Source organism: Actinopolyspora xinjiangensis (assembly GCF_900104475.1).
In the GTDB taxonomy this organism is placed as follows: Bacteria; Actinomycetota; Actinomycetes; order Mycobacteriales; family Pseudonocardiaceae; genus Actinopolyspora; species Actinopolyspora xinjiangensis.
In genome coordinates, this window is the sequence record NZ_FNJR01000006.1 from 80,271 (window position 1) to 106,456 (window position 26,186).

The 26,186-nt window shown below is 68.0% G+C and carries 28 protein-coding genes; 21 read left to right on the forward strand and 7 right to left on the reverse strand.

Features of this window, described 5'->3' with window-relative positions; genetic code table 11:
- Positions 1 to 197 precede the first annotated feature (197 nt).
- Both BLQ75_RS24485 and BLQ75_RS23030 read right to left on the reverse strand, forming a co-directional pair.
- Entirely contained in the window at positions 198 to 527 is a 330-nt protein-coding gene (locus BLQ75_RS24485; protein WP_139182955.1) for a peptidoglycan-binding domain-containing protein, read from the reverse strand.
- A gap of 418 nt (positions 528 to 945) precedes the next feature.
- On the reverse strand, positions 946 to 1,272 hold the full coding sequence (locus BLQ75_RS23030) for a hypothetical protein (protein ID WP_139182956.1): 327 nt from the start codon (positions 1,270 to 1,272) through the stop codon (positions 946 to 948).
- A gap of 146 nt (positions 1,273 to 1,418) precedes the next feature.
- Between BLQ75_RS23030 and BLQ75_RS10850 the strand changes: the two genes are divergently transcribed.
- Both BLQ75_RS10850 and BLQ75_RS10855 read left to right on the forward strand, forming a co-directional pair.
- Positions 1,419 to 2,303, forward strand: coding sequence for a helix-turn-helix domain-containing protein (locus BLQ75_RS10850; RefSeq protein WP_092601559.1), 885 nt, complete (start codon positions 1,419 to 1,421; stop codon positions 2,301 to 2,303).
- An 18-nt stretch (positions 2,304 to 2,321) separates the two neighbouring features.
- Complete coding sequence (locus BLQ75_RS10855) at positions 2,322 to 2,537, forward strand: DUF397 domain-containing protein (protein WP_092601270.1); 216 nt, start codon at positions 2,322 to 2,324, stop codon at positions 2,535 to 2,537.
- A gap of 270 nt (positions 2,538 to 2,807) precedes the next feature.
- On the opposite strand, the gene BLQ75_RS10860 is transcribed toward BLQ75_RS10855, so the two are convergent.
- From BLQ75_RS10860 to BLQ75_RS10870, 3 genes are read right to left on the reverse strand one after another with little or no spacing between them, the layout of a single operon-like run.
- Entirely contained in the window at positions 2,808 to 3,161 is a 354-nt protein-coding gene (locus BLQ75_RS10860) for a hypothetical protein (protein WP_092601272.1), read from the reverse strand.
- Positions 3,161 to 3,622 carry a DUF6247 family protein gene (locus BLQ75_RS10865; protein WP_092601274.1) on the reverse strand — a complete coding sequence of 154 codons (462 nt, stop codon included), beginning with the start codon at positions 3,620 to 3,622 and terminating at the stop codon, positions 3,161 to 3,163. Before BLQ75_RS10865 ends, BLQ75_RS10860 begins: the two co-directional genes overlap by 1 nt.
- A 19-nt stretch (positions 3,623 to 3,641) precedes the next feature.
- The gene (locus BLQ75_RS10870; RefSeq protein WP_092601275.1) at positions 3,642 to 3,863 is read right to left on the reverse strand and encodes a hypothetical protein; all 222 of its coding nucleotides are present in this window, start codon (positions 3,861 to 3,863) and stop codon (positions 3,642 to 3,644) included.
- Between BLQ75_RS10870 and BLQ75_RS10875 the strand changes: the two genes are divergently transcribed.
- Together BLQ75_RS10875 and BLQ75_RS10880 are read left to right on the forward strand one after the other, a co-directional pair.
- Complete coding sequence (locus BLQ75_RS10875; protein ID WP_092601277.1) at positions 3,862 to 4,134, forward strand: type II toxin-antitoxin system Phd/YefM family antitoxin; 273 nt, start codon at positions 3,862 to 3,864, stop codon at positions 4,132 to 4,134. The two genes, BLQ75_RS10870 and BLQ75_RS10875, sit on opposite strands and share 2 nt — an antisense overlap.
- On the forward strand, positions 4,134 to 4,532 hold the full coding sequence (locus tag BLQ75_RS10880; RefSeq protein ID WP_092601279.1) for a type II toxin-antitoxin system VapC family toxin: 399 nt from the start codon (positions 4,134 to 4,136) through the stop codon (positions 4,530 to 4,532). Before BLQ75_RS10875 ends, BLQ75_RS10880 begins: the two co-directional genes overlap by 1 nt.
- Positions 4,533 to 4,637: 105 nt before the next feature.
- Here the strand turns inward: BLQ75_RS10880 and BLQ75_RS10885 are convergent, their stop codons facing one another.
- A complete protein-coding gene (locus tag BLQ75_RS10885) occupies positions 4,638 to 5,315 on the reverse strand; it encodes a maleylpyruvate isomerase family mycothiol-dependent enzyme (RefSeq protein WP_092601281.1) in 678 nt (225 codons plus the stop codon).
- Between the two features lie 88 nt (positions 5,316 to 5,403).
- Between BLQ75_RS10885 and BLQ75_RS10890 the strand changes: the two genes are divergently transcribed.
- From BLQ75_RS10890 to BLQ75_RS10910, 5 genes are all read left to right on the forward strand, one after another.
- The gene (locus tag BLQ75_RS10890; RefSeq protein ID WP_092601283.1) at positions 5,404 to 8,052 is read left to right on the forward strand and encodes a valine--tRNA ligase; all 2,649 of its coding nucleotides are present in this window, start codon (positions 5,404 to 5,406) and stop codon (positions 8,050 to 8,052) included.
- A 55-nt stretch (positions 8,053 to 8,107) separates the two neighbouring features.
- On the forward strand, positions 8,108 to 9,475 hold the full coding sequence (folC, locus tag BLQ75_RS10895) for a bifunctional tetrahydrofolate synthase/dihydrofolate synthase (RefSeq protein ID WP_092601285.1): 1,368 nt from the start codon (positions 8,108 to 8,110) through the stop codon (positions 9,473 to 9,475).
- A complete protein-coding gene (locus BLQ75_RS10900; protein ID WP_092601287.1) occupies positions 9,472 to 9,936 on the forward strand; it encodes a DUF4233 domain-containing protein in 465 nt (154 codons plus the stop codon). Before folC ends, BLQ75_RS10900 begins: the two co-directional genes overlap by 4 nt.
- Positions 9,937 to 10,041: 105 nt before the next feature.
- Positions 10,042 to 10,314 (forward strand): hypothetical protein, encoded by a 273-nt coding sequence (locus BLQ75_RS10905; protein WP_092601289.1) that lies wholly within the window; start codon positions 10,042 to 10,044, stop codon positions 10,312 to 10,314.
- A 59-nt stretch (positions 10,315 to 10,373) separates the two neighbouring features.
- Positions 10,374 to 10,724 (forward strand): type II toxin-antitoxin system VapC family toxin, encoded by a 351-nt coding sequence (locus BLQ75_RS10910; RefSeq protein WP_092601291.1) that lies wholly within the window; start codon positions 10,374 to 10,376, stop codon positions 10,722 to 10,724.
- Positions 10,725 to 10,889: 165 nt separating this feature from the next.
- Here the strand turns inward: BLQ75_RS10910 and BLQ75_RS10915 are convergent, their stop codons facing one another.
- Positions 10,890 to 11,987 carry a zinc-binding dehydrogenase gene (locus BLQ75_RS10915; protein WP_092601293.1) on the reverse strand — a complete coding sequence of 366 codons (1,098 nt, stop codon included), beginning with the start codon at positions 11,985 to 11,987 and terminating at the stop codon, positions 10,890 to 10,892.
- Positions 11,988 to 12,196: 209 nt separating this feature from the next.
- Here BLQ75_RS10915 and ndk point away from each other — a divergent pair, with 209 nt between their 5' ends.
- The 12 genes from ndk to proB all read left to right on the forward strand — a co-directional run bounded on the left by ndk (position 12,197) and on the right by proB (position 26,183).
- Entirely contained in the window at positions 12,197 to 12,613 is a 417-nt protein-coding gene (gene ndk / locus BLQ75_RS10920; protein WP_043577233.1) for a nucleoside-diphosphate kinase, read from the forward strand.
- Positions 12,610 to 13,146, forward strand: coding sequence for a GNAT family N-acetyltransferase (locus BLQ75_RS10925; RefSeq protein WP_092601295.1), 537 nt, complete (start codon positions 12,610 to 12,612; stop codon positions 13,144 to 13,146). Before ndk ends, BLQ75_RS10925 begins: the two co-directional genes overlap by 4 nt.
- A gap of 228 nt (positions 13,147 to 13,374) precedes the next feature.
- Complete coding sequence (locus BLQ75_RS10930) at positions 13,375 to 15,348, forward strand: TIGR03960 family B12-binding radical SAM protein (protein WP_092601561.1); 1,974 nt, start codon at positions 13,375 to 13,377, stop codon at positions 15,346 to 15,348.
- Between the two features lie 97 nt (positions 15,349 to 15,445).
- The gene (locus BLQ75_RS10935; RefSeq protein WP_092601297.1) at positions 15,446 to 16,258 is read left to right on the forward strand and encodes a TIGR03936 family radical SAM-associated protein; all 813 of its coding nucleotides are present in this window, start codon (positions 15,446 to 15,448) and stop codon (positions 16,256 to 16,258) included.
- A gap of 167 nt (positions 16,259 to 16,425) precedes the next feature.
- Positions 16,426 to 19,680, forward strand: coding sequence for a translation initiation factor IF-2 N-terminal domain-containing protein (locus BLQ75_RS10940; protein ID WP_092601299.1), 3,255 nt, complete (start codon positions 16,426 to 16,428; stop codon positions 19,678 to 19,680).
- A 748-nt stretch (positions 19,681 to 20,428) separates the two neighbouring features.
- Positions 20,429 to 21,061: a DUF6230 family protein gene (locus BLQ75_RS10945; protein ID WP_092601301.1), complete on the forward strand. Its 633-nt coding sequence runs from the start codon at positions 20,429 to 20,431 to the stop codon at positions 21,059 to 21,061.
- 82 nt (positions 21,062 to 21,143) lie between these two features.
- A complete protein-coding gene (locus BLQ75_RS10950) occupies positions 21,144 to 21,701 on the forward strand; it encodes a DUF6114 domain-containing protein (RefSeq protein WP_092601562.1) in 558 nt (185 codons plus the stop codon).
- 71 nt (positions 21,702 to 21,772) lie between these two features.
- A complete protein-coding gene (locus BLQ75_RS23875) occupies positions 21,773 to 22,516 on the forward strand; it encodes a hypothetical protein (protein ID WP_211481305.1) in 744 nt (247 codons plus the stop codon).
- Between the two features lie 277 nt (positions 22,517 to 22,793).
- A complete protein-coding gene (gene rplU, locus BLQ75_RS10960; RefSeq protein ID WP_043577244.1) occupies positions 22,794 to 23,102 on the forward strand; it encodes a 50S ribosomal protein L21 in 309 nt (102 codons plus the stop codon).
- Positions 23,103 to 23,116: 14 nt separating this feature from the next.
- Entirely contained in the window at positions 23,117 to 23,374 is a 258-nt protein-coding gene (gene rpmA, locus BLQ75_RS10965) for a 50S ribosomal protein L27 (RefSeq protein ID WP_043577246.1), read from the forward strand.
- 173 nt (positions 23,375 to 23,547) lie between these two features.
- Complete coding sequence (gene obgE, locus BLQ75_RS10970) at positions 23,548 to 25,050, forward strand: GTPase ObgE (protein ID WP_092601566.1); 1,503 nt, start codon at positions 23,548 to 23,550, stop codon at positions 25,048 to 25,050.
- Complete coding sequence (gene proB / locus BLQ75_RS10975; RefSeq protein ID WP_092601304.1) at positions 25,047 to 26,183, forward strand: glutamate 5-kinase; 1,137 nt, start codon at positions 25,047 to 25,049, stop codon at positions 26,181 to 26,183. Before obgE ends, proB begins: the two co-directional genes overlap by 4 nt.
- Positions 26,184 to 26,186: the final 3 nt, after the last annotated feature.

Here is a 26,186-nt window from a genome sequence, read left to right on the forward strand (position 1 = left end):
TTCTCCCGACGCGGGGCGCGGGTTTCCAGTGCCACTGGGGTCCCGGAACCGTGCTCGCTGTTTTCGCGACGGTTCCCCCCGCCGTTCGTCCGGCGTGTTCGAGCAGGCCGGGCGGACGCCGCGGGGGAGGTCGCCGGGGGCGTTCGCGTGGAACGCCCCCGGCGCACTGGTCACCAGGTGCAGAAGCCGAACTCGCCTCAGGTCTCGGGGCCGGTGATTCCGTCGACCCGCAGCCCGTACCGGTGCTGGAAGTTGATCAACGCCGCTTCGGTCTTCGGGCCGTAGATGCCGTCCGCGACCAGGTCCGGGCCGGTGACCTCGTACGGATAGTTGTTCAGCGTGTTCTGCAGCGCCACGACCATCTCGCCGTAGTCACCGCGAGAGAGGGTGTCTGGACACTGCGCCGCTACTGCCAGTCGAGCAGTACTCTGCTGGGTGGTCTGGGAGCCCTGCGCGGCGGCGGTGGCGGTTGCCGGGGCGAGGATCAGCAGCGGCAGCATGACCGCCAACGACAGGATGCGTCTCATCGGTTCTCCCAGTGAAGTCGAAGTCTCGCTCGGAACTGAGGATCAGTCGAGCGGACCGGAACTCTAGCGAGCGGGGGCGGAGCGGATCCGCCGTTCGGCGATTCGAGGCTTGGGCAGGGGCGGATCGTTCCGAGGCGTCGCTGGGCTGGTTGTCCAGTGCTGACTCGTTCTCCCGGTCCTCGGCGGTTCTGCGCTCGGCCGCCTGTCCGGCGCCGGGGCGAAGCGGTGGGAGCACACTGGATCGTGCGTGACCAAACGTTCTTCGGGGTCAGCCTCCGACCGCCGAGCAGTCCCGGTTGGTCCAGCGGTCGTCGTCGGTGGACCAGCCCGGCGGCCTCCGTTGTTTCGGAACCGCCGGGTGGTCCGTCTTCATTCGTAGGGGCCGGGCTCTCGGTGCGTAAGGCGCTCACGCCTGGTTTCACTCGATCCGGTTGGTTTCCCCGGGCCAGACCAGTACGACGTCGCGGATGATGCCGAACATGCGTCGCGCCCCTTCGGCCGAGCCGCAGTGGGCCAGCACGTGACCGTCGGACTGGAACACGTTGGCGCTCCCGCCCACCTCCACACCCCAGGCGTACAGCTCCAGCTCGCCGGACTCGGGGTCGGTTCTCTCCAGCAGGGCGAACACACGTGGGGCTGAGTCGTTTAGAGCAACATGGCTCTCGAAGTTTTCCACGCCGCTGTTCGACTGTGTGGTGAGCCGCTCCGGTTCAGAAGTGAGCCCGTTGGTTGATCCTCCCGGCATGGTTGCCTCCCGCAAGATGTAGCTTGCTGACTACGATGTGCAACATCAACGATGATGGTGGGATTGCATATAAAAAAGTGGTATCCCAGTTACTTCACTCGAAGGGAGGCACATCGTGCGGCGGTGTTCACCCAAGGAGGCGAATGATGTCCCAAGGAAACGGCGAAGCGGTCAATGCGACCGTACGTAGGTGGCAGCTCACCGAGACGCTTCGGCGGTTGCGTGAAGAGGCCGGACTCACTATCGATCAGGCGGTCTCCCGGCTCAAAGCCAGCTCCGGTAAGTGGTCCAGCTCCAAGCTGTCTCGAATCGAGACACGTGACCAGGGAGTACGTTCTCGTGAGGTCATGCAGCTCCTCGACACTTACGAAGTAGGCGACGTGGCACTACGGGAATGGGTCCTCGAGCTGGCTGAGACCGCCCATGAACGTGGCTACTGGCTTGCCCTTCGCAAGGATCTTCCTGAGGACTTTCACTCGTTCCTCGGTGTGGAAAGTTCGCTGATCGCGCTACGCCAGTTCGAGACGATGGTGATCCCGGGGCTGCTGCAGATCCCTGACTTCACCCGTGCGCTCATCAACGGAGCCGATCCAGGCTTGGCGGAAGACGTGGTCGAACGGCGCGTTACCGCTCGGATGGCGAGGCAACAGGTGCTTAACCGTTCGGAACCATTGCAATACCATGTGATTCTGGATGAAGCTGTGTTGGAGCGTCCTGTTGGAGGCAGCCGTGTCATGCGCAATCAGCTTCGTCGTTTGATCGATGAAGCTTCCGGTGAGCACGTGACGATCCAGGTGCTTCCCAAGTCGGCCGGAGCGACACCAGCGCTGGACGGTCCGTTTTCGCTGCTTACGTTGCCCGACCCCATACCCGATTTTGGGTACACCGAAGGTCATGGCGGTGGTGTCTACATTGAGGACCGTTCTTCGGTGCGCAGCTGCACACTCAAGTTCGGAATACTCACGGAACGTTCCTACTCCCAAGCTACTTCGATGGATTTGTTCGAGCAGGCAGCGAAGAGTTACTCGTAGAGCTGTAAGGAGTGCGACATGATCAGTAATACTTTTCCACTGATAAGCGCCTGGCGGAAGAGCAGCCGTTCCGGTAGCGGTGGACCTGGCGGTGGCAACTGCGTCGAGGTCGCCTTCGGCGATGGTTTCACCGCTGTGCGGGACTCGAAGTCGCCCGAGACGGGTGTGCTCGCGGTCCCCACCGCCCAGTGGCGATCCTTCCTGGCGAGCGTCCGTGCCGGAGCGCGAGTGTAATCGCACTGGTCATCCGGAATCCTGTCCGGAATCGACGGAGCGAGCCGAGTTCGAGGTGCCGACTGTCGAGAAGCTGTTCCCACGGCCGCATGGGCCGCTGCGACAGCGCTGCGACAGTGGGCAGCTCGTCCGCTCCGTGCGCGACGAGGAACGGTCCCGACTCCGGCTGCTCAGCTGGCGTGGCTGTGCGAAGTGCGATGACTGGCCTGGGCGGCACTTCTCGGTTGGGCTCGGGGGACGAGGTGGAGTTGTCCGGTGGCACGACTGGGTTCAGTCGGTGATGTTCGGATGCCCGGTTCCCGCGTGGACGACCCATACGATCCGGGTCTCCGGATCGGGGCAGTACCAGATTCTGCCGCTCGCGGTGACCTCGTACTGCCACTGCTCCAGCTCTCGTTGTCCGATCTTGCGGTATCCCAGTGATCCCCGCAGTCTGTGCTGGCGTGTCGGGTTCTCCGGTTCGGTCGGAAGTTCGGTCGGAACTACCCAGGCTTCCCAGGTGTTGGATCGGGCCTGGCGACACAGCTCTTCCCAGCCTTTCGCGGCGTCAGTGGTCGCGAATCGAGGTTCCCAGCCTCCCGGCCTGCCCGGCGGTGCGACTCGGTCGTTTCGTTTGGCGGGCATCAGTGTTCCGTCCCTGGAGGCGGAACAGCGCCGTGGTCCTCCTCCAGGGGTTCGGAGAGGGCTCGGTGCAGTTCGGGGTCGGCGTGCACTGCCGCCGTGGCGCGCCACTCGCGGATGGTCTGGGCGAGCACGTTCCAGCGTTCGAGTTCGGCAGCCGTCTCGAATGCCCTGGTGAACTCGGTGGCGAACCGGTGACGATCCTCTTCCGGCAGTACATCGGTCCAGGGGAAGGTCTCGGCGAGCATCTCGGCGATCCCGGTGGAGTCCAGGTGGTGCAGCATGTTGCGCATCGCCCGCGCCGCCGTGACCGCGCCCTCGCTGGCCACCGCCACCTCCTCCTCCTGCAACAGCAGTAACGGTGCCCGGCCTCTTCTGCGGACTCGAACGGCCCCCTGCTCGGCACGTTCCGCCACGGAACGCGGATCGCGTTGCAGTTCGCTCCACTGAACTTCGGTAGTCACGCCCGAATTATGAACTAATTCAGAACTCATGGCAATTCGGGATCACGGCCGAGTGGTGAGAGCCCGCGGCGGGGAGTTGTGCGATGGTCGGCACGGGCGTCGATTTCGCGGGAAATCGCCGCGCGCCGAAGCGGTCCGCTGCTTGGGCGCAGTCGTCGATCAGGTGGTTCGCCTCGTCGCGTTGGGCTTGGTCGGTCTCGAACTGGCTGTGTCTGTCAAAGCTGTAGTACGCTTCGGTCATGAGTGAAGTGCCCATCCGTGTTCTCAATCAGGAGACCGCGCAAGTATTGGCTCGCGTGAAGCGCGGTGAGGAGATCGACATCACCGAGCGTGGTTCGATCGTTGCTCGATTGGTGCCCGCTACCTCGAATCCACTTTCCGAGATCGCTGAGAGCGGCAAGCTCAGGCTGCCCACGGTCGAAGGGCCCATGCCGCGTCCTCGTGGGCCGATTCGAGAGGACCAGGACAGTGGTCAGCTCGTCAGCGAGATGCGTGACGAGGAACGTTACTGATGCTCTACGTCGACACCTCGGCTGTGCTCAAGCTGGTCCGGCGTGAAAGGGAGACCGACGAGCTGCTCAGCTGGCTCGACGCGCGGCACGATTCCCCGATCGTGTCCTCGGTGCTGTTGGAGGTCGAGGTTTCCAGAGCACTTCATCGCAACGCGCCCGAATCACTCGATTCCGTGCCCGCTGTTCTCGGACGCATCGCCACCTACGAGATCGACGAGTTGGTGCGGGCCACAGCCGCTTCCTACCAGGATCCGAACCTGAGATCGCTCGACGCGATCCATCTGGCCACCGCCGCCGCGATCTTCCAAGAGCGGCTCAGCGCCTTCGTCACCTATGACAAGCGGCTACTCGCCGCGGCGGACGCTTTGGAGTTGCCTACCGCGTGTCCGGGTAGCTGACCGTGACCGGACGTGAACTTCTCGCGAAATCGCCGCGCGGCTCACGGTCAGGAGTGCGCGCTCAGCAGTTCACGGCCGGGAAGTTGGTCACGGCCAGCTGATCGATCACGGCCAGGGCCCCAGCTCGGGCAGCGGGCCGTCACCGCTCGGGAGCTGTTGCGGGGTCCGCCCCGCCAGCCAGCACGCCAGCGAGGCGCCGGAACCCTCGACCTTCCGCTGTGGGGAGTCCCCGACTTCCCAGGTGCGCTCCAGGTCGCGGGGGACCAGCACGACCTCGCCGCCCTCCAGCCGCGGAAGCAGAAAGTCGATGGTGTGCTCGCAGAACTCCGGCGACCACTCCACCTCGGTGTGGCCCAGGTCCAGGTCCAGGGTGTGCAGCTCCAGCTCGCGCCACCGGCACGACACCAGGTCGGCCACCGTGCCGTCGCGGAACAGCACCGGTCGCTGCCAGTCCCGCTCGGCCACCGAGTCCCAGACGATCTCCAGTTGTGCGTGCGCGGTGGCGGTCTGCTGCACCAACCCGATCGCGTCCTGGGCGGCGTCGCGCTCGATCGCCTCGTCGCGGTCACCGTCCGGATAGGGCTCGACCAGCTCGCCGCGTCCGGCGGCACTGGTCATGTTCGCCAGCGCGATCGCGTTGTGGGCGAGATGCGCCACCACGTGGGCACGTGACCACCCGGGCAGCCTGGAGGGTTCGCGGAGATCACTGGTTTCCAGCTCGCTGACCAGGTCCAACAGTCTGTGGTGGTCCTCGCGGACCCGGTCCAGCACGGCTTCGTCCATGGTTCGCAGGCCGCCTTCCCACGCTCGGTTCCGCCGTTGAAGCCTAGCACCGTACAAGCATGCCCGAAGCGGTTCGTAGAATCCCGGTGTGACACAGACCAGCCCAGCACAGCCCCGTGAACTTCCGTCGACCTGGAACCCGGCCGACGTAGAGGCCGAGCTGTATCAGCGCTGGGTAGACGCCGGATACTTCACGGCCGACGCGAACAGCGACCGCCCGCCGTTCTCGATCGTCATCCCCCCGCCGAACGTCACCGGCAGCCTGCACATCGGTCACGCGTTCGAGCACACCCTGATGGACCTGCTCACGCGCCGTCGCAGGATGCAGGGTTACGAGGCCCTCTGGCTCCCCGGTATGGACCACGCCAGCATCGCGGTGCAGGCGCTGGTCGAGCGCCAGCTGCAGCAGGAGGGCATCGACCACCGCGAGCTCGGCCGGGAGGGCTTCCTGGAACGGGTCTGGCAGTGGAAGGAACAGCACGGCGGGGCGATCCTGTCCCAGATGCGTCACCTCGGTGACGGGGTGGACTGGACCCGCGAGCGGTTCACCATGGACGCCGGGCTCTCCCGCGCGGTCAACACGATGTTCAAGCGGCTCTACGACGACGGGCTGATCTACCGCGCCGAACAGCTGGTCAACTGGTCGCCGGAGATGCGCACCGCCATCTCCGACATCGAGGTCGAGCACCGCGAGGTCGAGGGCGAGCTCGTCACCATGCGCTACGGCGACGGGGACTCGGCGCTGGAGGTGGCCACCACCCGCGTGGAGACCATGCTCGGCGACACGGCCATCGCGGTGCACCCCGAGGACGAGCGCTACCGCCACCTGGTCGGCACCGAGATCGAGCTCCCGCTGGCCGGGCGCAAGATCCCGGTCGTGGCCGACGAGCACGTCGATCCGGAGTTCGGCAGCGGTGCGGTCAAGGTGACCCCGGCCCACGACCCCAACGACTTCGAGATCGGTCGCAGGCACGACCTGCCGATGCCGACGATCATGGACGAGCGCGGGCGCATCACCGCGACCGGTACGCGGTTCGACGGCATGGACCGGTTCGAGGCGCGCGTCGCCGTGCGGGAGGCGCTGCGTGAGCAGGGCCGCATCGTCGCGGAGAAGCGGCCCTACACGCACAGCGTGGGGCACAGCTCGCGCTCCAAGGAGCCGATCGAGCCGCGGCTGTCCATGCAGTGGTTCGTCAAGGTCGGCCCGCTCGCCAAGATGGCCGGGGACGCGGTGCGCGACGGCCGTGTCGAGGTGCACCCGCCCGAGCTGGCCAAGCGCTATTTCGACTGGATCGACAACCTGCACGACTGGGCGATCTCCAGGCAGATGTGGTGGGGCCACCGCATCCCCATCTGGTACGGCCCGGAGGGCGAGGTCGTCTGCGTCGGACCGGACGAGCAGCCGCCCACCGGTGAGGGGTGGCGCCAGGACGAGGACGTGCTCGACACCTGGTTCTCCTCCGGGCTGTGGCCGTTCTCCACCCTGGGCTGGCCGGACGACACCGCCGACCTGCGCAAGTTCTACCCCACCAGCGTGCTGGTGACCGGCTACGACATCCTGTTCTTCTGGGTGGCGCGGATGATGATGCTCGGTCTCTACGGCATGTCCGACCGTGAGCCCGAGCAGGCCGTGCCCTTCCGCCGGATCGCGCTGCACGGCATCGTGCGCGACAAGCACGGCAAGAAGATGTCGAAGTCCTCCGGCAACACCGTGGACCCGTTGCAGTGGATCGAGACCTACGGCACCGACGCCGTGCGGTTCACGCTCGCCAGGGGGGCCAACCCGGGCGCCGACGCCCCGATGAGCGATGAGTGGGTCGCGGGGGCGCGCAGCTTCGTGACCAAGCTGTTCAACGCCACCAAGTTCGCCCTCGGCAAGGACGCCCACGTGCCCGAGCGGCTGCCGGAGCGCGCCGAGCTCACCGATGCCGACCGCTGGATCGTGGACCGGGCGGACGCGTTGATCACCGAGGTGGACGAGCTGCTGGAGGACTTCCAGTTCGCCAAGTCGGTCGAGGCGCTCTACCACTTCACCTGGGACGAGTTCTGCGACTGGTACGTGGAGCTGTCCAAGGTCCAGCTCGACGAGGGCGGGCAGCGCGCCGAGACCACCCGGTCGGTGCTCGGGCACGTGCTCGACGTCCTGCTGCGGCTGCTGCACCCCACGGTCCCGTTCGTCACCGAAGCGCTGTGGACCGCGCTGACCGGCAGGGAGTCCGTCGTCATCGCCGACTGGCCCACAGCGACGCGGCATCAGGCCGACACCGCCGCGGCCGAGCGGATCGACGCGGTCCGCTCGCTGGTCACCGAGATCCGCAGGTTCCGCGCGGACCAGGGGCTCAAGCCCAACCAGAAGGTCGCCGCCGAACTGGCGGGCCTGTCCGAGGTCGGCATCGCCGAGCACGAGGCGGCGGTCCGCACGCTGGTCAAGCTCACCGAGCCGGGGGAGGAGTTCGACAGCTCCTCGGAGTTGCGGGTCGGGCTTTCCGGCGGCGACGTGACCGTGCGGCTGGACCTGTCCGGAGCCGTGGACGTCGCGGCGGAGCGCAAGCGCCTGAACAAGGACCTGGAGGCGGCCCGGAAGGAACTGGCCGGCACCGAGCAGAAGCTGAACAACCCCTCGTTCACCGAGAAGGCACCCGACGAGGTCGTGGACAAGATCCGTACGCGGCGTGCCAACGCGCTCGCCGAGATCGAACGCATCAACACCCGGCTGGAGTCACTTCCGGGGGCGTGACCGTGTCCGGTGCGGCCACCGAGGCGGCGGCCGCACCTGGGAGGAGAGTGAATTCGTGGCCGACTCCGAGCCCGGCAACCTGCAGGAGCTGCGGGTCGTCGAGTCCGAGCTCAACGAGCGCTGGCCGGAGACCAAGATCGAGCCCACGTTGGACCGGATCAGGGCGCTGACCGATCTGCTCGCCGAGCCGCAGCGTGGCTACCCGGTCCTGCACGTGGGGGGGACCAACGGCAAGTCCTCCACCGCCCGCATGATCGACGCGCTGCTGAGCCGCATCGGTCTGCGGGTCGGCCGCTACAGCAGCCCGCACCTGCAGCTGGTCACCGAGCGCATCAGCATCGACGGCGCTCCGATCAGTCCGGCGGGCTACGTCGAGGCCTACCGCGACATCGCGCCCTACGTGTCCATCGTGGACTCCAACAGCGAGGTCCCGATGAGCAAGTTCGAAGTGCTGACCGGGATGGCCTTCGCCGCGTTCGCCGAGGCCCCGGTGGAGGCAGCTGTGCTGGAGGTCGGGCTCGGGGGTGGCTGGGACGCCACCAACGTCGCCGACGCCCAGGTCGCTGTGCTGTGCCCGATCTCGCTGGATCACGCGGAATACCTCGGCAACGACATCGCGGGCATCGCCGAGGAGAAGGCGGGCATCATCAAAGAGGGCTCGGTGGTGGTGCTGGCCTCGCAGACCTCCGAAGCGCAGGAACCCATCCTGCGGCGGGTGGCCGAGGTCGACGCCACCGTCGCCCGTGCCGGGCACGAGTTCGGCGTGCTGGAGCGCTCCGTGGCCGTCGGCGGACAGATGCTGCGGCTGCAGGGGCTGGGCGGCGTCTACGAGGACGTGTTCCTGCCCGTGCACGGTGAGCACCAGGCGCACAACGCCGCGCTGGCGCTGGCCTCGGTGGAGGCGTTCTTCGGTGCCGGGTCCGAGCGCCAGCTCGACGTCGAGCAGGTCAGGGACGCCTTCGCGGAAGCGATCACTCCGGGCCGCTTGGAGCGGGTGCGTTCGGCTCCGACGGTGCTGGTCGACGCCGCGCACAACCCGCACGGCGCGCGGGCGCTGGCCGACGCCGTCAGTTCCGAGTTCTCGTTCCGGCGGTTGATCGGGGTGGTCGGCGTCATGGCCGACAAGGACGCCAGGGGTATCCTCGCCGAACTGGAGCCGGTGGTCGAGGAGCTGGTCGTCACCCGCAACTCGGCGCCACGCGCCATGGAACCGGACGATCTGGCCGCGCTCGCCGAGGAGCTCTTCGGCAGGGACCGGGTTCACACCGAGCCGAGACTGGACGACGCGGTCGCCTCGGCGATCAGCCTCGCCGAGCACACCACCGATCCGAGCGAGTCCATCTCGGGCGCGGGAATCGTGATCACCGGTTCGGTGGTCACGGCGGGCGAGGCCCGCGCCCTGTTCGGCAAGGAGCCCACGTGAGCGGCGAGCGGGACTCCCACGAGGCGGAGTCGGAACAGCGGAAGCGGGGACTTCCCGAGGCCCCGCCCGACGTGCGCGATCCCTGGAAGGGGCTGCGCGGCATCATGGCGGGCACGTTGGTGCTGGAGTTCATCGTTTTCGGGTTGGCGCTGCCGGTGGTCTGGCAGCTCGGTTCCGGCGTGAGCAGCGTCGGGTTCGTCGTCGTGGCGGTCCTGACCGTGCTGCTGCTGGCGGCCAGCGGGGTGCAGGGCCGCCGCTGGGGACTCGGAGTGGCGCTGGCGCTGCAGCTGTGCCTGATCGCCTGCTACTTCGTGCACCCGGCGGTGGGGATCATGGGAGTGATCTTCGCCGCCATCTGGGGCTACATCCTGTACGTGCGCCACGACGTGGCCAAGCGGATGCGGGAGGGGAGGCTGGCCGACCAGCTCGGCCACCCTCCCGGCCACCCGCCGGGGCAGTGAGGCCGTTCGCGGTCGTCCTGCCCAGGAGCTTCGTTCGGGCTCTTTCAGGTTTCTCGCCTGTCCGAGCGATGCGCACCACTGCGCGTGGTGACCATGCTTGGATGTATGGCCACTACGAGGACGACGATCACGATAGACGAGCGGTTACTCGGTCAACTCGAATCACGTGCTCTCGAGCAGCAGACCACGGTCAGCGCGCTGATCGAACAGGATCTTCGTTTCGCCGAGCTGCAGCACGCTCGCATGAGCAGTGAAAGCGGTTCGGAATTCACGCTGCCGAGCTGTGACCTCGGCGGAGTGCGTCCCGGCGTCGATCTGAACGACAACGCCGCGCTGCTCGACATGATGGAGAACCAGGATTCATCATTTGTGACGTGAACGTTCTGGTCAACTCGCAGAACGTCTCATTCGCCGAGCAACCCGAGTACTATCGTTGATTGCAGGATGCGTTGAACGGTCCGGTGCCGCTGGGCATACCTTCACTCGTGTTCAGTGGGTACGTGCGGATCGTGACGAACAAGAAGATCTTCGATCGCCCGCTGTCGGTCGAGTCGGCGCTCGACATGGTCGCCACCATCCGCTCCGAGCCCGCTTTCGTCCCCGCAGCCCCCGGCCCACGCCACTGGGAGATCTTCACCGAGCTGTGTCGCAAGGCCGAAGCCAAGGGGAATCTCGTTCCGGACGCCTACCTCGCGGCCATCGCCATCGAGCACGGCTGTGAATGGATTACCGCCGATCGCGGGTTCGCCCGCTACCCTGGACTCCGCTGGCGCCACCCGCTGGACTGAAGCTCTCCTTGCGAGTGTCGCGGATCCCCGATGGAAACCCCTCCTGCAGGTGTTCTTCGGCGCTCGCGATGGCCGCTACTCGACGTCGGGTCTCGCCGGAGCGCGAGCCGTCCGAGAGGTTCCGCCACTTCAAGCACCTTGACAGGTCGAAACCAGAAGCTCCGATTACGCTACGTCGATCACGGCCCTCCCGCGGATCTCGCCCCGGTCCAGCGCCGCGAACGCCTCGGCGGCCTCCTCCAGCGGGTAGTGCCGGCTGATCGCGTCCTGCGGTCGCAGCAGCCCCCGGGCCACGAGGTCCAGCAGCACGGGCATGTCCCTGCGCGGTTTGGCGCCGTAGGAGCCCTTGACCTGCAGCTTGCGCCTGGCGATGGTGCCCAGGTTCAGCTCGCCGGTATCGCCCGGCGGCGCGATGCCGACCACGATCACCTGGCCGCCCTCGACCACCGAGTCCCGCGCCACCTCGAAGGTCCGTGACGAGCCCAGCGCCTCGAAGGCCACGTCCACCCCGCGCCCGTCGGTGAGCTCCCGGACGGCCGAGGCCGGATCGGTCTCGGCCGAGTTGACCGTGCTGGTGGCGCCGAGCACCCGTGCGGCCTCCAGCTTGTCCGCCGCGACGTCCACCGCGATGATCTCCGCCGCCCCGAAGACGCGCGCCAGCTGGATCAGCGCCGATCCGACGCCTCCGGCCGCGATCACGGCCACCGTGTCGCCCACCCGCACGTCGGCGGCGTGACGTAGCGCCCCGTAGGCGGTCATGGTCGAACAGCCCAGGGCCGCCACATCGGCTAGCTCCACCCCGTCCGGAACCCGGTACACCGAGGTCGCGGGGGTGACCGCGCGCTGAGCCAACCCGCCCATCGAGTACATCCACACCGGCTCGCCGTCGCGGGACAGCCTGGTCTTCCCGTCGTAGAGCTGACCCTTGGCTCGGTTGTAGGCGAAGAACTCCAGACAGATCTCCTCGTTGCCCGCCGCGCACTGCGAGCACCTGCCGCACGGCATGATGAAGCTGGTGACCACGCGGTCACCGACCTCCAACCCGCTGACCGAGCTGCCCAGTTCCCCGATCACTCCGGCCACCTCGTGTCCCAGCACGGCGGGGGTGGGGAAGGGCAGCTCCCCCTTGAGCACGTGCAGGTCCGAGTGGCACGCGCCGCAGGAGGTGACGTCGATGGCCACCTCACCCTCGGCGGGGCGCTCGACTTCGATCTCCTCGATCCGCAACGGCTCGTTCGCTGCGGTGTGTACGGCGGCACGCATGCGGGGCTCCTCACCACTTCGGCGGCAGACCAGCCAGTCGGTATGTTCCCCCCGGAAGCTATCGCGCCGATCGGGCGCGGACCAGACTTGACAGCGGTCGAAAAGACCCACCCCGCCGGGGCGGACCGGTGACGAATACCCTTGACCTCGAAGTACCGACCGTTGTCGACCGGGCCCGTGACGGCCCAGCGATCCAAGGAGAACACCCGTTGAGCGAGCGCACTCTCGTCCTCGTCAAACCCGATGGCGTCGAGCGAGGCCTGGTCGGTGAGGTGATCAGCCGAATCGAGCGCAAGGGGCTCAAGCTGGTGGCGCTCGAGATGCGCCAGGTCGACCAGCAGCTCGCCGAGCAGCACTACGCCGAGCACGACGGCAAGCCCTTCTTCGGCTCGTTGCTGGAGTTCATCACCTCGGGCCCCGTGGTCGCCGCCGTGGTCGAGGGCCCCAAGGCCGTCGCCGCTTTCCGGCAGATCGCCGGCGGGACCGACCCGGTGGAGAAGGCCGAGGCGGGCAGCCTGCGTGGCGACTACGGACTGGAAGTGCAGTACAACCTGGTGCACGGCTCCGACTCCCCCGAGTCGGCCGAACGCGAACTCAAGCTGTGGTTCCCGGACCTGCAAGCATGACCGAAGCGGAATTCATCAGCGGTCCCCATCGGGTGGACCAGCCACACCCCGAACTCTCGCAGGCGCTGGCGGATCTGCTCGGGCGGGTGACCGTCTCGGGCGGTGCGACCGGTTTCACCGCCGACACCGAGCTGGAGACGTTGACCGCCACCGCGCGGGCGATCGTCGACGACACCTCCACCAGGCCGAAGCGCCGTCACGTGCTCACGGCGGGCAAGCAGCACACCCTGGCCGGTGCGGTGGTACTGCGTCCGGGGGAGTTCCCGGTGGAACAGCACCGCGGCGAGCTGGAGTGGTTGCTCGTCGATCCGCAGGTGGTCGAGCGGGGCATCGGGGCACAGCTGCTGGACGCGGCCGAGTCCCATGCCCGCGCGCTGGGGCTCACTCGGCTGGAGCTGCGGATGCGTTCGGAGCCGGACGCGGAGGCCTTCTACACCGGGCGCGGCTGGGTCGAGCGCGGACGCTGGCCCGCCTCGCTGTTGGTGGGCGAGGGTGAGCAGCGCGACGAGGTCTGGTTGACCAGGGAGCTCTGACCGGCCGCGTGCTCTCGTGCCGCGGTGGCCGGGCCGGGCGGGGTACCGATTCCCGCGTGGCCCGGCCGTCCGGGGTGTGGGCGTCCCTTGGTTCTCGTGCCACGCGGTCGCCCTCCCCCGGATCCGGAATTCGTTCACTCTTTCGTGGTCACTGGATCGTGGCTCAACAGTGGTGTGCGGCGCGGTACCGTTGTTCCGGTGCGTCACCCGGTGGCTACCCTGTGGCACGTGCCTGTGGAATCCGTGTACCCCCGGTTGGAGCCGCTGCTTCCCCACGTCTCCAAACCCGTGCAGTACGTGGGTGGTGAGCCCAACGCCACGGTCAAGGACTGGGACGAGACCACCGTTCGCTGGTGCCTGATGTACCCGGACGCCTACGAGGTCGGGTTGCCCAACCAGGGCGTGATGATCCTCTACGAGATCCTCAACGAGCAGCCCGGTGTGCTCGCCGAGCGCACCTACGCGGTGTGGCCGGACATGGAGGAGCTCATGCGGCGGCACGGGGTGCCGCAGTTCACCGTGGACGCCCACCGACCCGTGGCGGCCTTCGACGTGCTGGGGGTCAGTTTCGCCACCGAGCTCGGCTACACGAATCTGCTCACGGCGCTGGACCTCGCCGGCGTCCCGCTGCGCTCGCGGGAGCGCACCGACGAGCACCCGGTCGTGCTGGCGGGCGGGCACGCGGCCTTCAACCCGGAGCCGGTGGCCGACTTCGTGGACGCCGTGGTGCTGGGTGACGGCGAGCGGGCCGTGCTGGAGATAACCGAGCTGGTCCGTCGCTTCAAGGCGGAGGGACGCCCGGGCGGGCGCGAGCGGCTGCTGCGGCGCCTCGCCGAGCACGGGGTTTACGTTCCCGGCTTCCACGAGGTCACCTACCGCCCGGACGGACACATCGAGCGGGTGCGCCCAACCCGTGAAGGAGTTCCGCACCGCGTGTTCAAACGCACCACCACCGATCTCGACGAGTGGCCCTACCCCAAGCAGCCCCTGGTGCCGGTGGCCGAGAGCGTGCACGAGCGCATGAGCGTGGAGATATTCCGCGGCTGCACCCGCGGCTGTCGGTTCTGCCAGGCGGGCATGATCACGCGTCCGGTGCGCGAACGTTCCAAGCGCGGGGTCGAGGACATGGTCCGCCGTGGCCTGGAGGCCACCGGTTTCGAGGAGGTCGGCCTGCTCTCGCTGAGCTCGGCGGACCACTCCGAGATCGGTGAGATCACGAAAGGGCTCGCCGACCGCTACGAGGGAACCAACACCGGCTTGTCGTTGCCCTCGACCAGGGTGGACGCCTTCAACGTGGACCTGGCCAACGAGCTGGCCAGGAACGGAAGACGATCCGGGCTGACCTTCGCCCCCGAAGGGGGAAGTGAGCGAATCAGGCGCGTTATCAACAAGACGGTTTCCGAGCGGGACCTCATCCGCACCGTCTCCACCGCTTACGCGAGCGGTTGGCGGCAGGTCAAGCTGTACTTCATGTGCGGGCTGCCGACCGAGACGGACGAGGACGTGCTGCGGATCGCGACCATGGCCAAAGAGGTCGTCCGGGCCGGGCGTTCCGCCTCTGGGCGCCGGGACATCCGCTGTACCGTCTCGATCGGGGGGTTCGTACCGAAGCCCCACACCCCGTTCCAGTGGGCCGCGCAGGCCGATCCCGACACCGTCGACGCGCGGATGCGCGCCCTGCGGGAGGAGATCGGATCCGACCGGGAGCTGGGCCGGCGGATCGGGGTGCGTTACCACGACGGGAAGCCCTCGTTGATCGAAGGACTGCTGTCCAGGGGGGATCGCAGGGTCGGCCGCGTCATCGAGCGGGTCTGGCGCGAGGGCGGTCGTTTCGACGGCTGGAACGAGTACTTCTCCTACGAGCGCTGGGTGCGGGCGGCCGCCGAGGTGCTGCCGCCGCTGGGGGTGGACATGGATTGGTTCACCACGCGGGAGCGCACCCGTGACGAGGTGCTGCCCTGGGACCATCTGGACTCCGGACTGGACCGGGAGTGGCTGTGGAACGACTGGCAGGATGCTCTCCAAGCCCGGGAGCAGGAGGACTGTCGTTGGACACCGTGCTTCGACTGCGGGGTCTGCCCGACCACGGGAACCGACATCGAGATGGGGCCCTCCGGGCGGCCGTTGCTGCCGATCACTCCCGTCCGCGACGGTTCTCCCGTGCCGAACACGGCCTTCGACACTCCGTCCGGAGACCGTTGACGCTGTAGGGTGCCGGGTGTACCCGGGACTTCGTCCGGTTGGCCGGCCACGTCGATCGACTACGGAGGAAACGCTGAGTCAGTACCAGCCCGCGACCGTGACGGGGTGGAAGGTCCGTCTCCGGTACACCAAGCGGGATCGGTTGCGGTTCGCCTCGCATCGTGATCTGACGCGTGTTTTCGAACGCGCGTTACGCAGGGCCGGGGTGCCGCTGGCGTACTCGCGGGGCTACAGCCCTCACCCCAGGATCTCCTGGGCGGGAACGGCGCCGACCGGTGTCGCCAGTGAGGCGGAGTACGCGGAGTTACGCTTGGAGCGTGAGGTGCCGGTCGAAACGCTGCGGAACGAGCTCCGCGCGGCACTTCCCGAGGGGCTGGACGTCGCCGAGGCGGTCCCGGCGGGTGCCGGGTCGCTGGAGGAGCGGTTGCTGGCCAGCCGCTGGTGGTTGGAGCTCGACGGCGTGGCGCCCGGTGAAACGAGCGAGGCGCTGTGTCGCCTGCTGTCTCGGGACTCCGTCGAGGTCGAGCGGGTCACCCGGAAGGGGCGTCGTGTCCTCGACGTCCGGGCGGCGGTGGTGAGTGCCGACTCGGTGGATCCCACCGAGTACGGTGTCCACCTGGATGCGGTGCGTGACCGTCACTCGGTCGACGCCCCACATACGGACGATTGCCCGGATCGTGCAAGACAATATGGGATAATCGTAATGGTCGTACGGCACACTACTCCGGTCGTGCGACCCGACGACGTACTCAACGCCCTTCGCGTCGTCGCCGACCTGCCCGTGCCGGGGGTTGCGCGAGCCACACGGTTGGCGCAGGGTCGGCTCGACGAAGGAGGCGCGATCGCCGATCCGTTGGCCCAGGACAGGGCGGCGGCCGGATCTCGACAGGTGGGCTCCACCCTCGGGTGACGGATTCGGCGGGGGCGCCGTCGACCCACCGTGTGGTTCCTGGATGTTGGCCAGGAATGCAGGGGAACGAACAGAATTACCGCCACCAGTGGCGGAGGGCAGAGAACGTATGCAGACCCCCGTGTGGCCGCGTCCGCGCCGGACGCGCCCGGGGGTGAAGGAGCTGAATGTTGAACAGGGAGACGTCCGCTGGTGAAGCCGGCGGATCCTCGGCTACATCCGGGCAGGATGAGCGGGCACAGGCCCAATCCGCTCAACGGACCTTCGAGATGCCCGCCAAGCTGCGGGTGCACGCGCTGGCCAAGATGCTGGGGGTCACCAGTCGTGAGGTCATCGCCACACTGGGTGAACTCGGTGAGGCCGTGCGCAGTGCGCAGTCCAACATCACCCGGGAGGTCGCGCTCGACGTGGTGCGCTCGTTGCGGCCGGACCGCATCCAGCCGGAGTCGTCCGGGGAGTCCGAACGGCCCACCTCGGAGGAAAGCTCCTCCGAGGCGGGCTCCGCCGGGGGCGGCGCGGCCGAGGAATCCGGCGCGAACCGGGCGGGTGTCGCGGCGGAGTCCGTGAGCACCGCTGTCGCGGACACGAGTACAGCTACTACTGACGACGGCGAGGGTGCGGCAGTGACGGGCGACAACGCCGCCACCGGTGAGGTCTCCGCGACGGCGGAAACGCGAACCGACGGCGCGACCACAACGGGTGACGGTGCTTCGGACAACAGTGCGCTGGCCCCGACCTTCGCCGCTCCGCAGGCCATGTTCCTGCCTCCGTCCGAGCCGAGTCGGGCAGCGCGGCCGAAGGCCTCCGAGGAGGAGCCCGAGCGGTCCGACTCCGAGCGGTCCGAAGCCTCCACCTCGGCCGAGGACGCCGAGCAGGAACAGCCCGAGAGCGGCTCCGCGCGTCGTCGTCGCCGTCGTGGCAGGCGGGGTCGCGGTCGAGGCCGTGGTGGTGAGGGCGAGTACGCCGATTCCTCGGCCGTTGTGAGCTCAGGGGAGACCACGGCCGAATCCGCCGAGGACGGGGAGGCCGCCGAGCGGACCAAGGGTTCCGACAAGTCCGGTCGGGACCAGAAGAAGGACAAGAAAAACAAGAAGGACAAGAAGGACAAGTCCGGCGAAGTGGATGCGAAACGATCCGCTCACCGAGGCGAGGGGGGCCGAGACTCCGGAACCGAGGATTCCGGTGAGACCGTCGGAGGCGGTGCCGAGCTCGGCGAGGCCACCGAGGAGGAGACCACCGACAGCGGTGCGGGGGGCACGAGCAGGCGCAGGCGCCGCAGGCGCCGCAAGAGCACGGGTGACTCCGACAACAACGCCCCCACGCGGGAGGACGACCCGCCGAACACGGTCGTGCACGTGCGGGAGACCTCGTCCGACAACGGCAGGCAGGAGGCCGAGGACGAGGTGCGCGCGATCAAGGGCTCCACGCGTCTGGAAGCCAAGCGGCAGCGCCGCAGGGACGGCAGGGAAGCGGGCCGCAAGCGTGCTCCGGTGCTGTCCGAGTCGGAGTTCCTGGCTCGTCGGGAGTCGGTCGACCGCAAGATGGTCGTGCGCGAGAACGAGGGGCAGACCCAGGTCGCCGTGCTCGAGGACGACATCCTGGTCGAGAACTTCGTGACCTCCTCGGGCAGCGACTCGCTCGTCGGCAACGTCTATCTGGGCAGGGTGCAGAACGTGCTGCCCAGCATGGAAGCGGCGTTCGTCGACATCGGCAGGGGCCGCAACGCCGTGCTCTACGCGGGGGAGGTCGACTGGGAGGCCGCCGGTCTGGCCGGTAAGTCCCGCAGGATCGAGCAGGCCCTCTCCACGGGTGACAGCGTGCTGGTGCAGGTCACCAAGGACCCGCTGGGGCACAAGGGCGCCAGGCTGACCACCCAGATCAGCCTGCCCGGACGTTTCCTGGTGTACGTGCCGGGAGGCGGCGCCACCGGCATCAGCCGCAAGTTGCCCGACAACGAGCGCAAACGGCTCAAGGAGATCCTCAAGCGGATCGTCCCGGAGGACTCCGGCGTCATCATCCGCACTGCCTCCGAGGGGACCAGCGAGGAGGCGCTGGAGCGTGACGTGCGTCGGCTGCAGGCGCAGTGGGAGGTCATCAGGGAGAGGTCCGAGGCCTCGGGTGCGCAGGCGCCGCAGTTGCTCTACGCCGAACCGGATCTGCTGATCAAGGTGGTCAGGGACCTGTTCACCGAGGACTTCTCCTCGCTGACGGTGCAGGGTGGCCAGGCGTGGGAGACGATCGAGGCCTACGTTCAGCACGTGGCTCCGGACCTGCTGAGCCGGTTGAGCAAGCACGTCGGTACCAAGGACGTCTTCACCGAGTACCGGGTCGACGAGCAGATCTCCAAGGCACTCGACCGCAAGGTCTGGTTGCCTTCCGGTGGTTATCTCGTCGTCGATCGCACCGAAGCGATGACGGTCATCGACGTCAACACCGGCAAGTTCACCGGCTCGGGGGGAAACCTCGAGGAGACGGTGACCCGCAACAACCTGGAGGCGGCCGAGGAGATCGTGCGCCAGCTCAGGTTGCGCGACATCGGTGGCATCATCGTCATCGACTTCATCGACATGGTGCTGGAGTCCAACCGTGATCTGGTGCTGCGGCGGTTGACCGAGTGCCTCGGCAGGGACCGCACCCGACACCAGGTGGCCGAGGTGACCTCGCTCGGATTGGTGCAGATGACCCGCAAGCGGGTCGGTACCGGGCTCCTGGAGGCATACAGCAGCACCTGTGAGCACTGCCGCGGCCGGGGGGTTCTCGTCTCCACCGAGCCGATCGACCACAGTCAGCACATCCCCGCGGCCGGCGGTTCGCGGCGTGGCAAGCAACGGAGCAAGCCGAGTCAGCAGGCTGAGAGCGCGGCCGAGACGGACGAGGCCGCGGTCGCGGCGGCCACCGCGAGTGCCGCCGAGTCGGATGGCGGAGCGGCCCGCACCGAGGGGGACGGTGGATCCGGTTCCAATTCCCGTTCGAGGCGGCGCCAGCGGCGGCAGACGGGCTCCTCCGCCGCGGAGCGGAACGACCGCCCGAGCACCGACACGAGCGAGAGCGGCGTCGGTGAACGGTCGGCCTCCAACGGCACTTCCGACCGGCCGGTGGAGCCGGAGGTGCCTTCCGCACCGGTGGCCACCGTGGAGCAGCCCGAGGAAGTGGCTCCAGCCGCCGAGAACGGAACCGCGCGCAACGGTGCCGTGCCGGAGACGCGGGGCAGGCGGAAGGCCAGCAGGCCCACCGGGATCGTCGGTTCCGATCCGCAGCCGGTCGTGCTCGACTCCACCGAGCGGACCGCCGAGAGCGTCTCCGGATCGGCCGAGGCCGCGAACACGAGTTCTTTCGAGGTTTCCGTGGGACCGGTGAGGCGTTCGGGCCGCAGGGCCGCCGGACGTGCGGCGGGTCCTCCCGCCGGTTCCGAGGAGGAGTGAGCCTCTTCGCGGTGCGACTCCTCCGGGAGTCGTGCCGCCGCACCTCGCACGTGCGACTGGCGATCGGCGTTGGCCCGCCGTTGGGGTGAGTCGTTTCGGGGGTGTGCACCGAGGCGGGGGCGGCCCCCGCGGAGCCGCTCCGGCGGTCGAGTCGTCCTGCTCGGCCGCCGGAGCCCTCGCGGTCGGTCCCTCCCCGGGGGTTGGATTCGGAAAAACCGGACACAACGTAGTTTTCACGGGTCCGCTTTCGTGCGGCGGTCGTTGACCGCGTTGGGAAATCGGCTGGGCGATCCCGGCCGACGATGTGCCGTGCCGAGTTCGTGACTTCTCAGGGTGGCCGGTGGTTTCGCTTTTCTCCCGCGTGGCACGGGAAGGGCTCGTTCCGACGAATTCTTTCGCGGGCGGTCGCCGACTTGTGAGCTGTTCCGGTCGCCGTTGATCTTCACTTGATCGTGGGACACGAAGTGTCCGACCGGTTTCTTCTTTCGCGAGAGATTCTCGTAGTGCGGCCTGTCGTGGTTCCGGGGCAGGTGTGGTCGCTCTACCGGTCAAGCCGAACACGTATAGTATCACAGAGTGACTAATTTCACGAAAATTATTCGTGTTTATCGTCACGGTATGGTGTTCGCTGTGATTTCCGTCTATGGTTACTCCTCGGTAAGAGTAATTGAGATCACTCACTGTGTTTTACGTCCCATCGAGCGGGCGAGAACTGGGGTGATCGAGCACCGCACACCGAGGTGGTTCCATGGCGGCGAATCGCGAACTCGAAACCGATGACGGCAACGCGCCCAACGGGCGCACCCGGTGGCGTGTCTTCGCGCTGATGCTGCTCGGAAGTTTTTCCGTGATCGCATTGATGTTGACCGGGCTCTCCAAGGGGGCGATGGCCGCCAACTTCGCCGTCTCGGGGGTTACCTACAAGGCGTCGGCCGACAAACTCGTCGCCGAGGGGGTCGCTCAATTCGGGGCCTACGACGAGGGCTCGGGGGAGAAAAACCACCCGGTGTTGGTCAACGCGTTCAAACACGCCGAGTTGAGCGATTTCTGCCAGTCCTTCGTGATCCCGGACCTCCCCGGCATCGGGGACGCCACCGTCCGCATCGAGGCACCTGGCGGGATGGAGGCCCAGCGCCTCGTCCTCGGCGTGGAGAAGGTCAGCGGTGACCTCACCCTCAAGAACGTCCAGATCGGCAGAGACGCCTCCCAGCTGGACCTCGGTCCAGAGGGCGTGAGCGGCGCCGAGGGCGGCTTCGGCATCCAGGCCACCGGTGCCGAGATCGACGGTTTGCGGCAGCAGGCGTGGTCGACCACGGCCTCCACGCTCAACCTCCGGGACGTGGAGATCACCACCAAGCCCGGTCATCACCCCTGCTTCTGATCACGGGTAGATGACCTCGCGTCCGATCGACCGGAAACACGATCCGCGCGCCGGCGGGGCGGCGGCACGGGAGGGGGGAAACATGAAGGGTAGTGCGGACGAACGCCGCGGCCTCTCGGCGGTGTTGGCCGGATTCCGAAACTGGCGCAGGACGAGACCCTTCTGGGGCGGGCTTTTCACCCTGCTCGCGGCGCTTCTGCTGCTGTATCCCCCCTACGCCTCGCTGAAGTTGGGCGACGTCGAGGTGTCGCTGCGCACGACAGCCGGGATCTCGGCCCTGGTGATCGGGGTGGTGATGATCGCCTGTGCTCTCTCCTTCTGGGTCCGCCCCGAGTGGAGGTTGTCCGCGGGCATCGTCGCCCTGCTGCTGTCGCTGGTGGCGTTGGTGGTCGTCAACCTCGGCTCCTTTCTGGTCGGCACGACACTGGGGGTGATCGGTTCCTCGCTCGCGATCGCCTGGTCACCCCGCCGTGGATCGAGGAGCGGTGCCGCAGGGCAGCAGCGGCCCGGCGGCACCGCACCGCACTGGGAGTACCCGTCCGGGCGAAAGCCTTCCCCGGTCCCCAGGGAGCGAGGCTCGGAGGACGACGGAGCCACCGCCGTGGCAGAGGGCACGCGAATCGGCGAAGGAGACACGTGAGGGAGGAACACCGACGTCGGCCGGCCGCCACCGCGAGGGGCCGGCGGGCTCGCTCACCGCGTACGAGCACCGTGGCTGCCCTGCTCGCCGGGCTGGCCGTGCTGGGCAGCGCGGTCGGTCTGACGGACCCCGCCCTCGTGGCGGCCCAACAGCCGGAGCCGTCGCGGGAACCGACACCGGCCGGGGCCAGCTCACCTGAACCCGCCTCTCAGTCCGCGGCACCCGAGGAGTCGGCCGAACCGAGCTCGACCCCGCCGGAGCGGCCAGCTTCCTCGAGCTCTCCGGAAACCGGCGAACGGACCACCCCCACCTCCGAAACCGGGGAGTCCGAGCTTCCGCTCGCCTCGGGGCGATCTTCGGACGTGCGGCCCGGTCCGGGACGCACCTGGACGCTCACCTCCAGCTCGCTGACGCTGCGGGGAGTGCGCTACCAGGGTTTCGCGATGCGGGAGGTCGCAGGCGAGCAGGTGCGGACGATGCATTTCACCGTCGACGAGCTGCTGATCCGCGACCTCGTGCAGCGTGGTGACCTGGGCAACGGCAAGGTGGCCCGGGTGGCGGCCGACCCGGGGAGCGTCTCCACGGTCACCGAGGGGCCCATCGAGCTCTACACCCGCAAGCTGACCGGCACGCTCAACGTCGTCGGCTACCCGCTGGTGCCGGTGGAGCTGTCCCCGGAGGCGTTTCTGCTTCCCGACGTGGACCTCGGTTTCCTCGAGTTGCCCGAGCTGACGTTCAGCGACGCGGTGGTGCGCAATGCCGAGCTCAGTGGCGGTAAACTGTTCATACCGGGTGCTGAGATAGCCCTGGAGTGAGTAACCGTCCCGGTGTCCTCGGTACGCCGTGGCCCCTGCCGGAACGGCACCGGAGGTCGGACTGTACGATGGGCGGGAATTTCTCGCCGCCGGACGGGCGGTAGGGGTTCGACGCCCGTACGGCGAGGTCAACCCGGTAGGGTCGGCACTCGTCGCTGGGGCGGGAACCCCCTGTGACGCCGCCTGGTCGGCGTACTGGGATCTCCGGACAGCCGGGGAGGGCGTCCGTCGCAGACTGGTGAACTAGCGAAACCGAGCAGCAGGAGACTTCCGACTCATGTACGCGATCGTCAAGACCGGCGGCAAACAGTACAAGGTGGCCGTCGGGGACGTCGTCGAGGTTGAGAAGCTCGAGGGCGAGCTGGGTTCCGAGGTCACCCTCCCGGCGCTGATGGTCGTCGACGGCTCCGAAGTCACCGCCGACGCCGAAGCGCTGCGGAAGGTCTCGGTGACCGGCAAGCTGGTCGAGCAGACCAAAGGTCCCAAGATCCGAATCCACAAGTTCAAGAACAAGACCGGCTACCACAAGCGGCTGGGGCATCGGCAGAAGCTGACCCGCGTCGAAGTCACCGGCATCACCAAGTGAGGGCGTGAGAACACATGTCAACCAAGAAGGGCGCGTCCAACTCTCGGAACGGCCGTGACTCGAATCCCAAGTTCCTGGGAGTCAAGCGTTTCGGCGGCCAGAAGGTAAACGCAGGCGAGATCCTGGTGCGGCAGCGCGGCACCAAGTTCCACCCCGGCGGCAACGTGGGGCGTGGCGGTGACGACACGCTGTTCGCCCTCTCCGCCGGTTCGGTGGAGTTCGCGCGCAAGCGCGGCCGGAAGTTTGTCAACGTCGTACCGAGCGAGGCCTGAACCGGCTTCGCTCAGCGGCCGGAGAGTGGGATCGTCCGTGTTCGAGCTCCCTCATACGAGGTGATCGACTCCGCTCGGGCGGTTCGGACTTCGGGCGCACACTTGTTTTCCGCGAGGGGCGGGTCCGGTCTTTGCGCCGAGACCCGCCCCTCGCTTGGTTTTTCGCTCCGGCCCTGGAGGTTTCCGTGTCGCGCTTCGTCGATCGTGTGACGATTCATGTCGCCGCAGGCGACGGAGGTAATGGTTGCGCATCGATCCACCGGGAGAAGTTCAAACCGCTGGGGGGGCCGGACGGCGGCAACGGTGGCAGGGGCGGTGACGTCACGCTCGTGGTGGACCCGGGGGTGCACACCCTGCTGGACTTCCACTACCGCCCGCACCTCACCGCGACCCGGGGAACCCAGGGTCGGGGCAGTATGCGCAACGGTGCCGCCGGTGCGGACCTGGAGCTGCCGGTGCCCGAGGGAACGGTGGTCTCCACCCCTGACGGAGAAGTGCTGGCCGACCTGGTCGGCGAGGGCACCAGGTTCGTGGTCGCGCGTGGTGGCCGTGGCGGGTTGGGCAACGCCGCTCTGGTCTCCAAGGCTCGGAAGGCCCCCGGGTTCGCCCTGCTGGGCGAACCCGGCGAGCGCGGGGACGTGGTGCTGGAGCTGAAGTCGGTCGCCGACGTGGGACTCGTGGGTTTCCCCTCGGCCGGAAAGTCCTCACTGGTGTCGGTGCTCTCCGCCGCCAAACCCCGCATCGCCGAGTACCCGTTCACCACGTTGGCCCCCAACCTCGGGGTGGTCACCGCTGACGACAAGGTGTTCACCGTCGCCGACGTTCCCGGCCTGATACCCGGAGCCAGCGAGGGCCGTGGACTGGGGCTGGAGTTCCTGCGCCACATCGAACGCTGCGCCGTGCTGGTCCACGTGGTCGACTGTGCGACCTTCGAACCTGAGCGGGACCCGATGTCCGACATCGACGCCCTGGAACAGGAGCTCGCACGCTACACTCCCGCCCTCAGCGAGCAGCACGGTGCGGTGGACCTGGCGCGGCGACCGCGGCTGATCGTGTTGAACAAGATGGACATCCCGGACGCCAGGGCCATGGCCGATCTGGTGCACGAACAGGTGCGCGAGCGCGGCTGGCCGGTGTTCGAGGTCTCCACCGCGACCCACGACGGGCTCCGGGAGCTGCGCTTCGCCCTGGCGGAGGAGGTCGAGCGGTTCCGGGCCAGTTTGCCCACCTCCGAGCCCTCCCGGGTGAAGGTGCGACCGAAGGCGGTCGATGACGGTGGGTTCACCGTGGAACCCGACCCGGAGGTGCCGGACGCCTACGTGGTGCGGGGGGACAAGCCCGAGAGGTGGGTGAAGCAGACCAGCTTCGACAACGAGGAGGCCGTGGACTTCCTGTCCGACAGGCTCGCGAAGCTCGGGGTCGAGGAGGAACTGGCCCGTCAGGGGGCCCAACCGGGTAGCCAGGTCACGATCGGTTCGGTCACCTTCGACTGGGAGCCCACCACGCCGGAGGGCAACGCCGCCGTGCGTGGCGGCGGTGCACCGGGCACGGGACGTGTGTCGGCCGAGCAGCGCAAGGCGGCCAAGCGTGCCCGACGCACCGGCACCACCGACGAGTCCGGGCACCCCGTGGTCGAGGACGACGCGATCGAGGACGACGAGGAAGACTCGCTATGAGTTCCGGTGAACTCGTGGGTGTGAGCTCTCCGACGAGGAGAGCGATCTCGACGGCGCGCCGTGTCGTGGTCAAGATCGGCTCCTCCTCGCTGACCACGGCCGAGGGGGGGCTCGACGATCGCCGTCTGGCCGCCCTGGTGGAAACCGTCGCCGGACGGATGGCGGAGGGCGGTCAGCTCGTGCTGGTCTCCTCCGGGGCCATCGCCGCGGGGATCGCACCGCTGGCCCTGGGCGGCAGGCCCAGGGACCTGGCCACTCAGCAGGCGGCCGCCAGCGTGGGGCAGCAGGCGCTGGCACACGCCTACGCCGCGTCCTTCGCCCGGTTCGGGTTGACCGTGGGGCAGGTACTGCTGACCGCCGACGACGTCGTCCGCAGGTCGCACTACCGCAACGCGCACCGCACGTTGCACCGGCTGATCAACCTCGGTGCGGTCCCCGTGGTCAATGAGAACGACACGGTCGCCACCGCCGAGATCAGGTTCGGCGACAACGACAGGCTGGCCGCGCTGGTGGCACACCTGGTCGGTGCCGATGCCCTGGTGCTGCTCTCGGACGTGGACGCGCTCTACGACGGTGACCCGCGTGACGGTGGGGCCAGCGCGGTCCGCGAGGTCTCGGCCGCACACGACCTGGAGGGGATCGCGGTGGGCAGCACCGGTTCCTCGGGGCTGGGGACCGGTGGGATGGCCTCCAAGGTGCAGGCGGCCAGAGTGGCGTGTTCGGCGGGTATCCCCGCCCTGCTCACCTCGGCGGACCTGGCGCGCGAGGCACTCGATCGGGCCGAGGTGGGTACCGTGTTCGCAGCGACCGGGCCGCGGTTGTCGGCCCGGCGGTTCTGGCTGGCGCACGCCGCCGGGGCGCACGGCAGGCTCCACCTCGACGAGGGGGCCGTCGACGCCGTGGTACGGCGGCGGCGCTCCCTGCTCGCGGCGGGCATCACCGGTGTCGAGGGAGTGTTCGAGGGAGGCGACGTGGTCGAACTGGCGGGACCGTCCGGTGCCGTGGTGGCCAGGGGAGTGGTCTGCTTCGACGCCGCCGAGCTGCCCGGACTGATCGGCCGCTCCAGCCACGAGCTGCCCGTCGAGCAGCGGCGTGAGGTCGTCCACGCCGACGATCTCGCCCCTCTCACCTGAGGT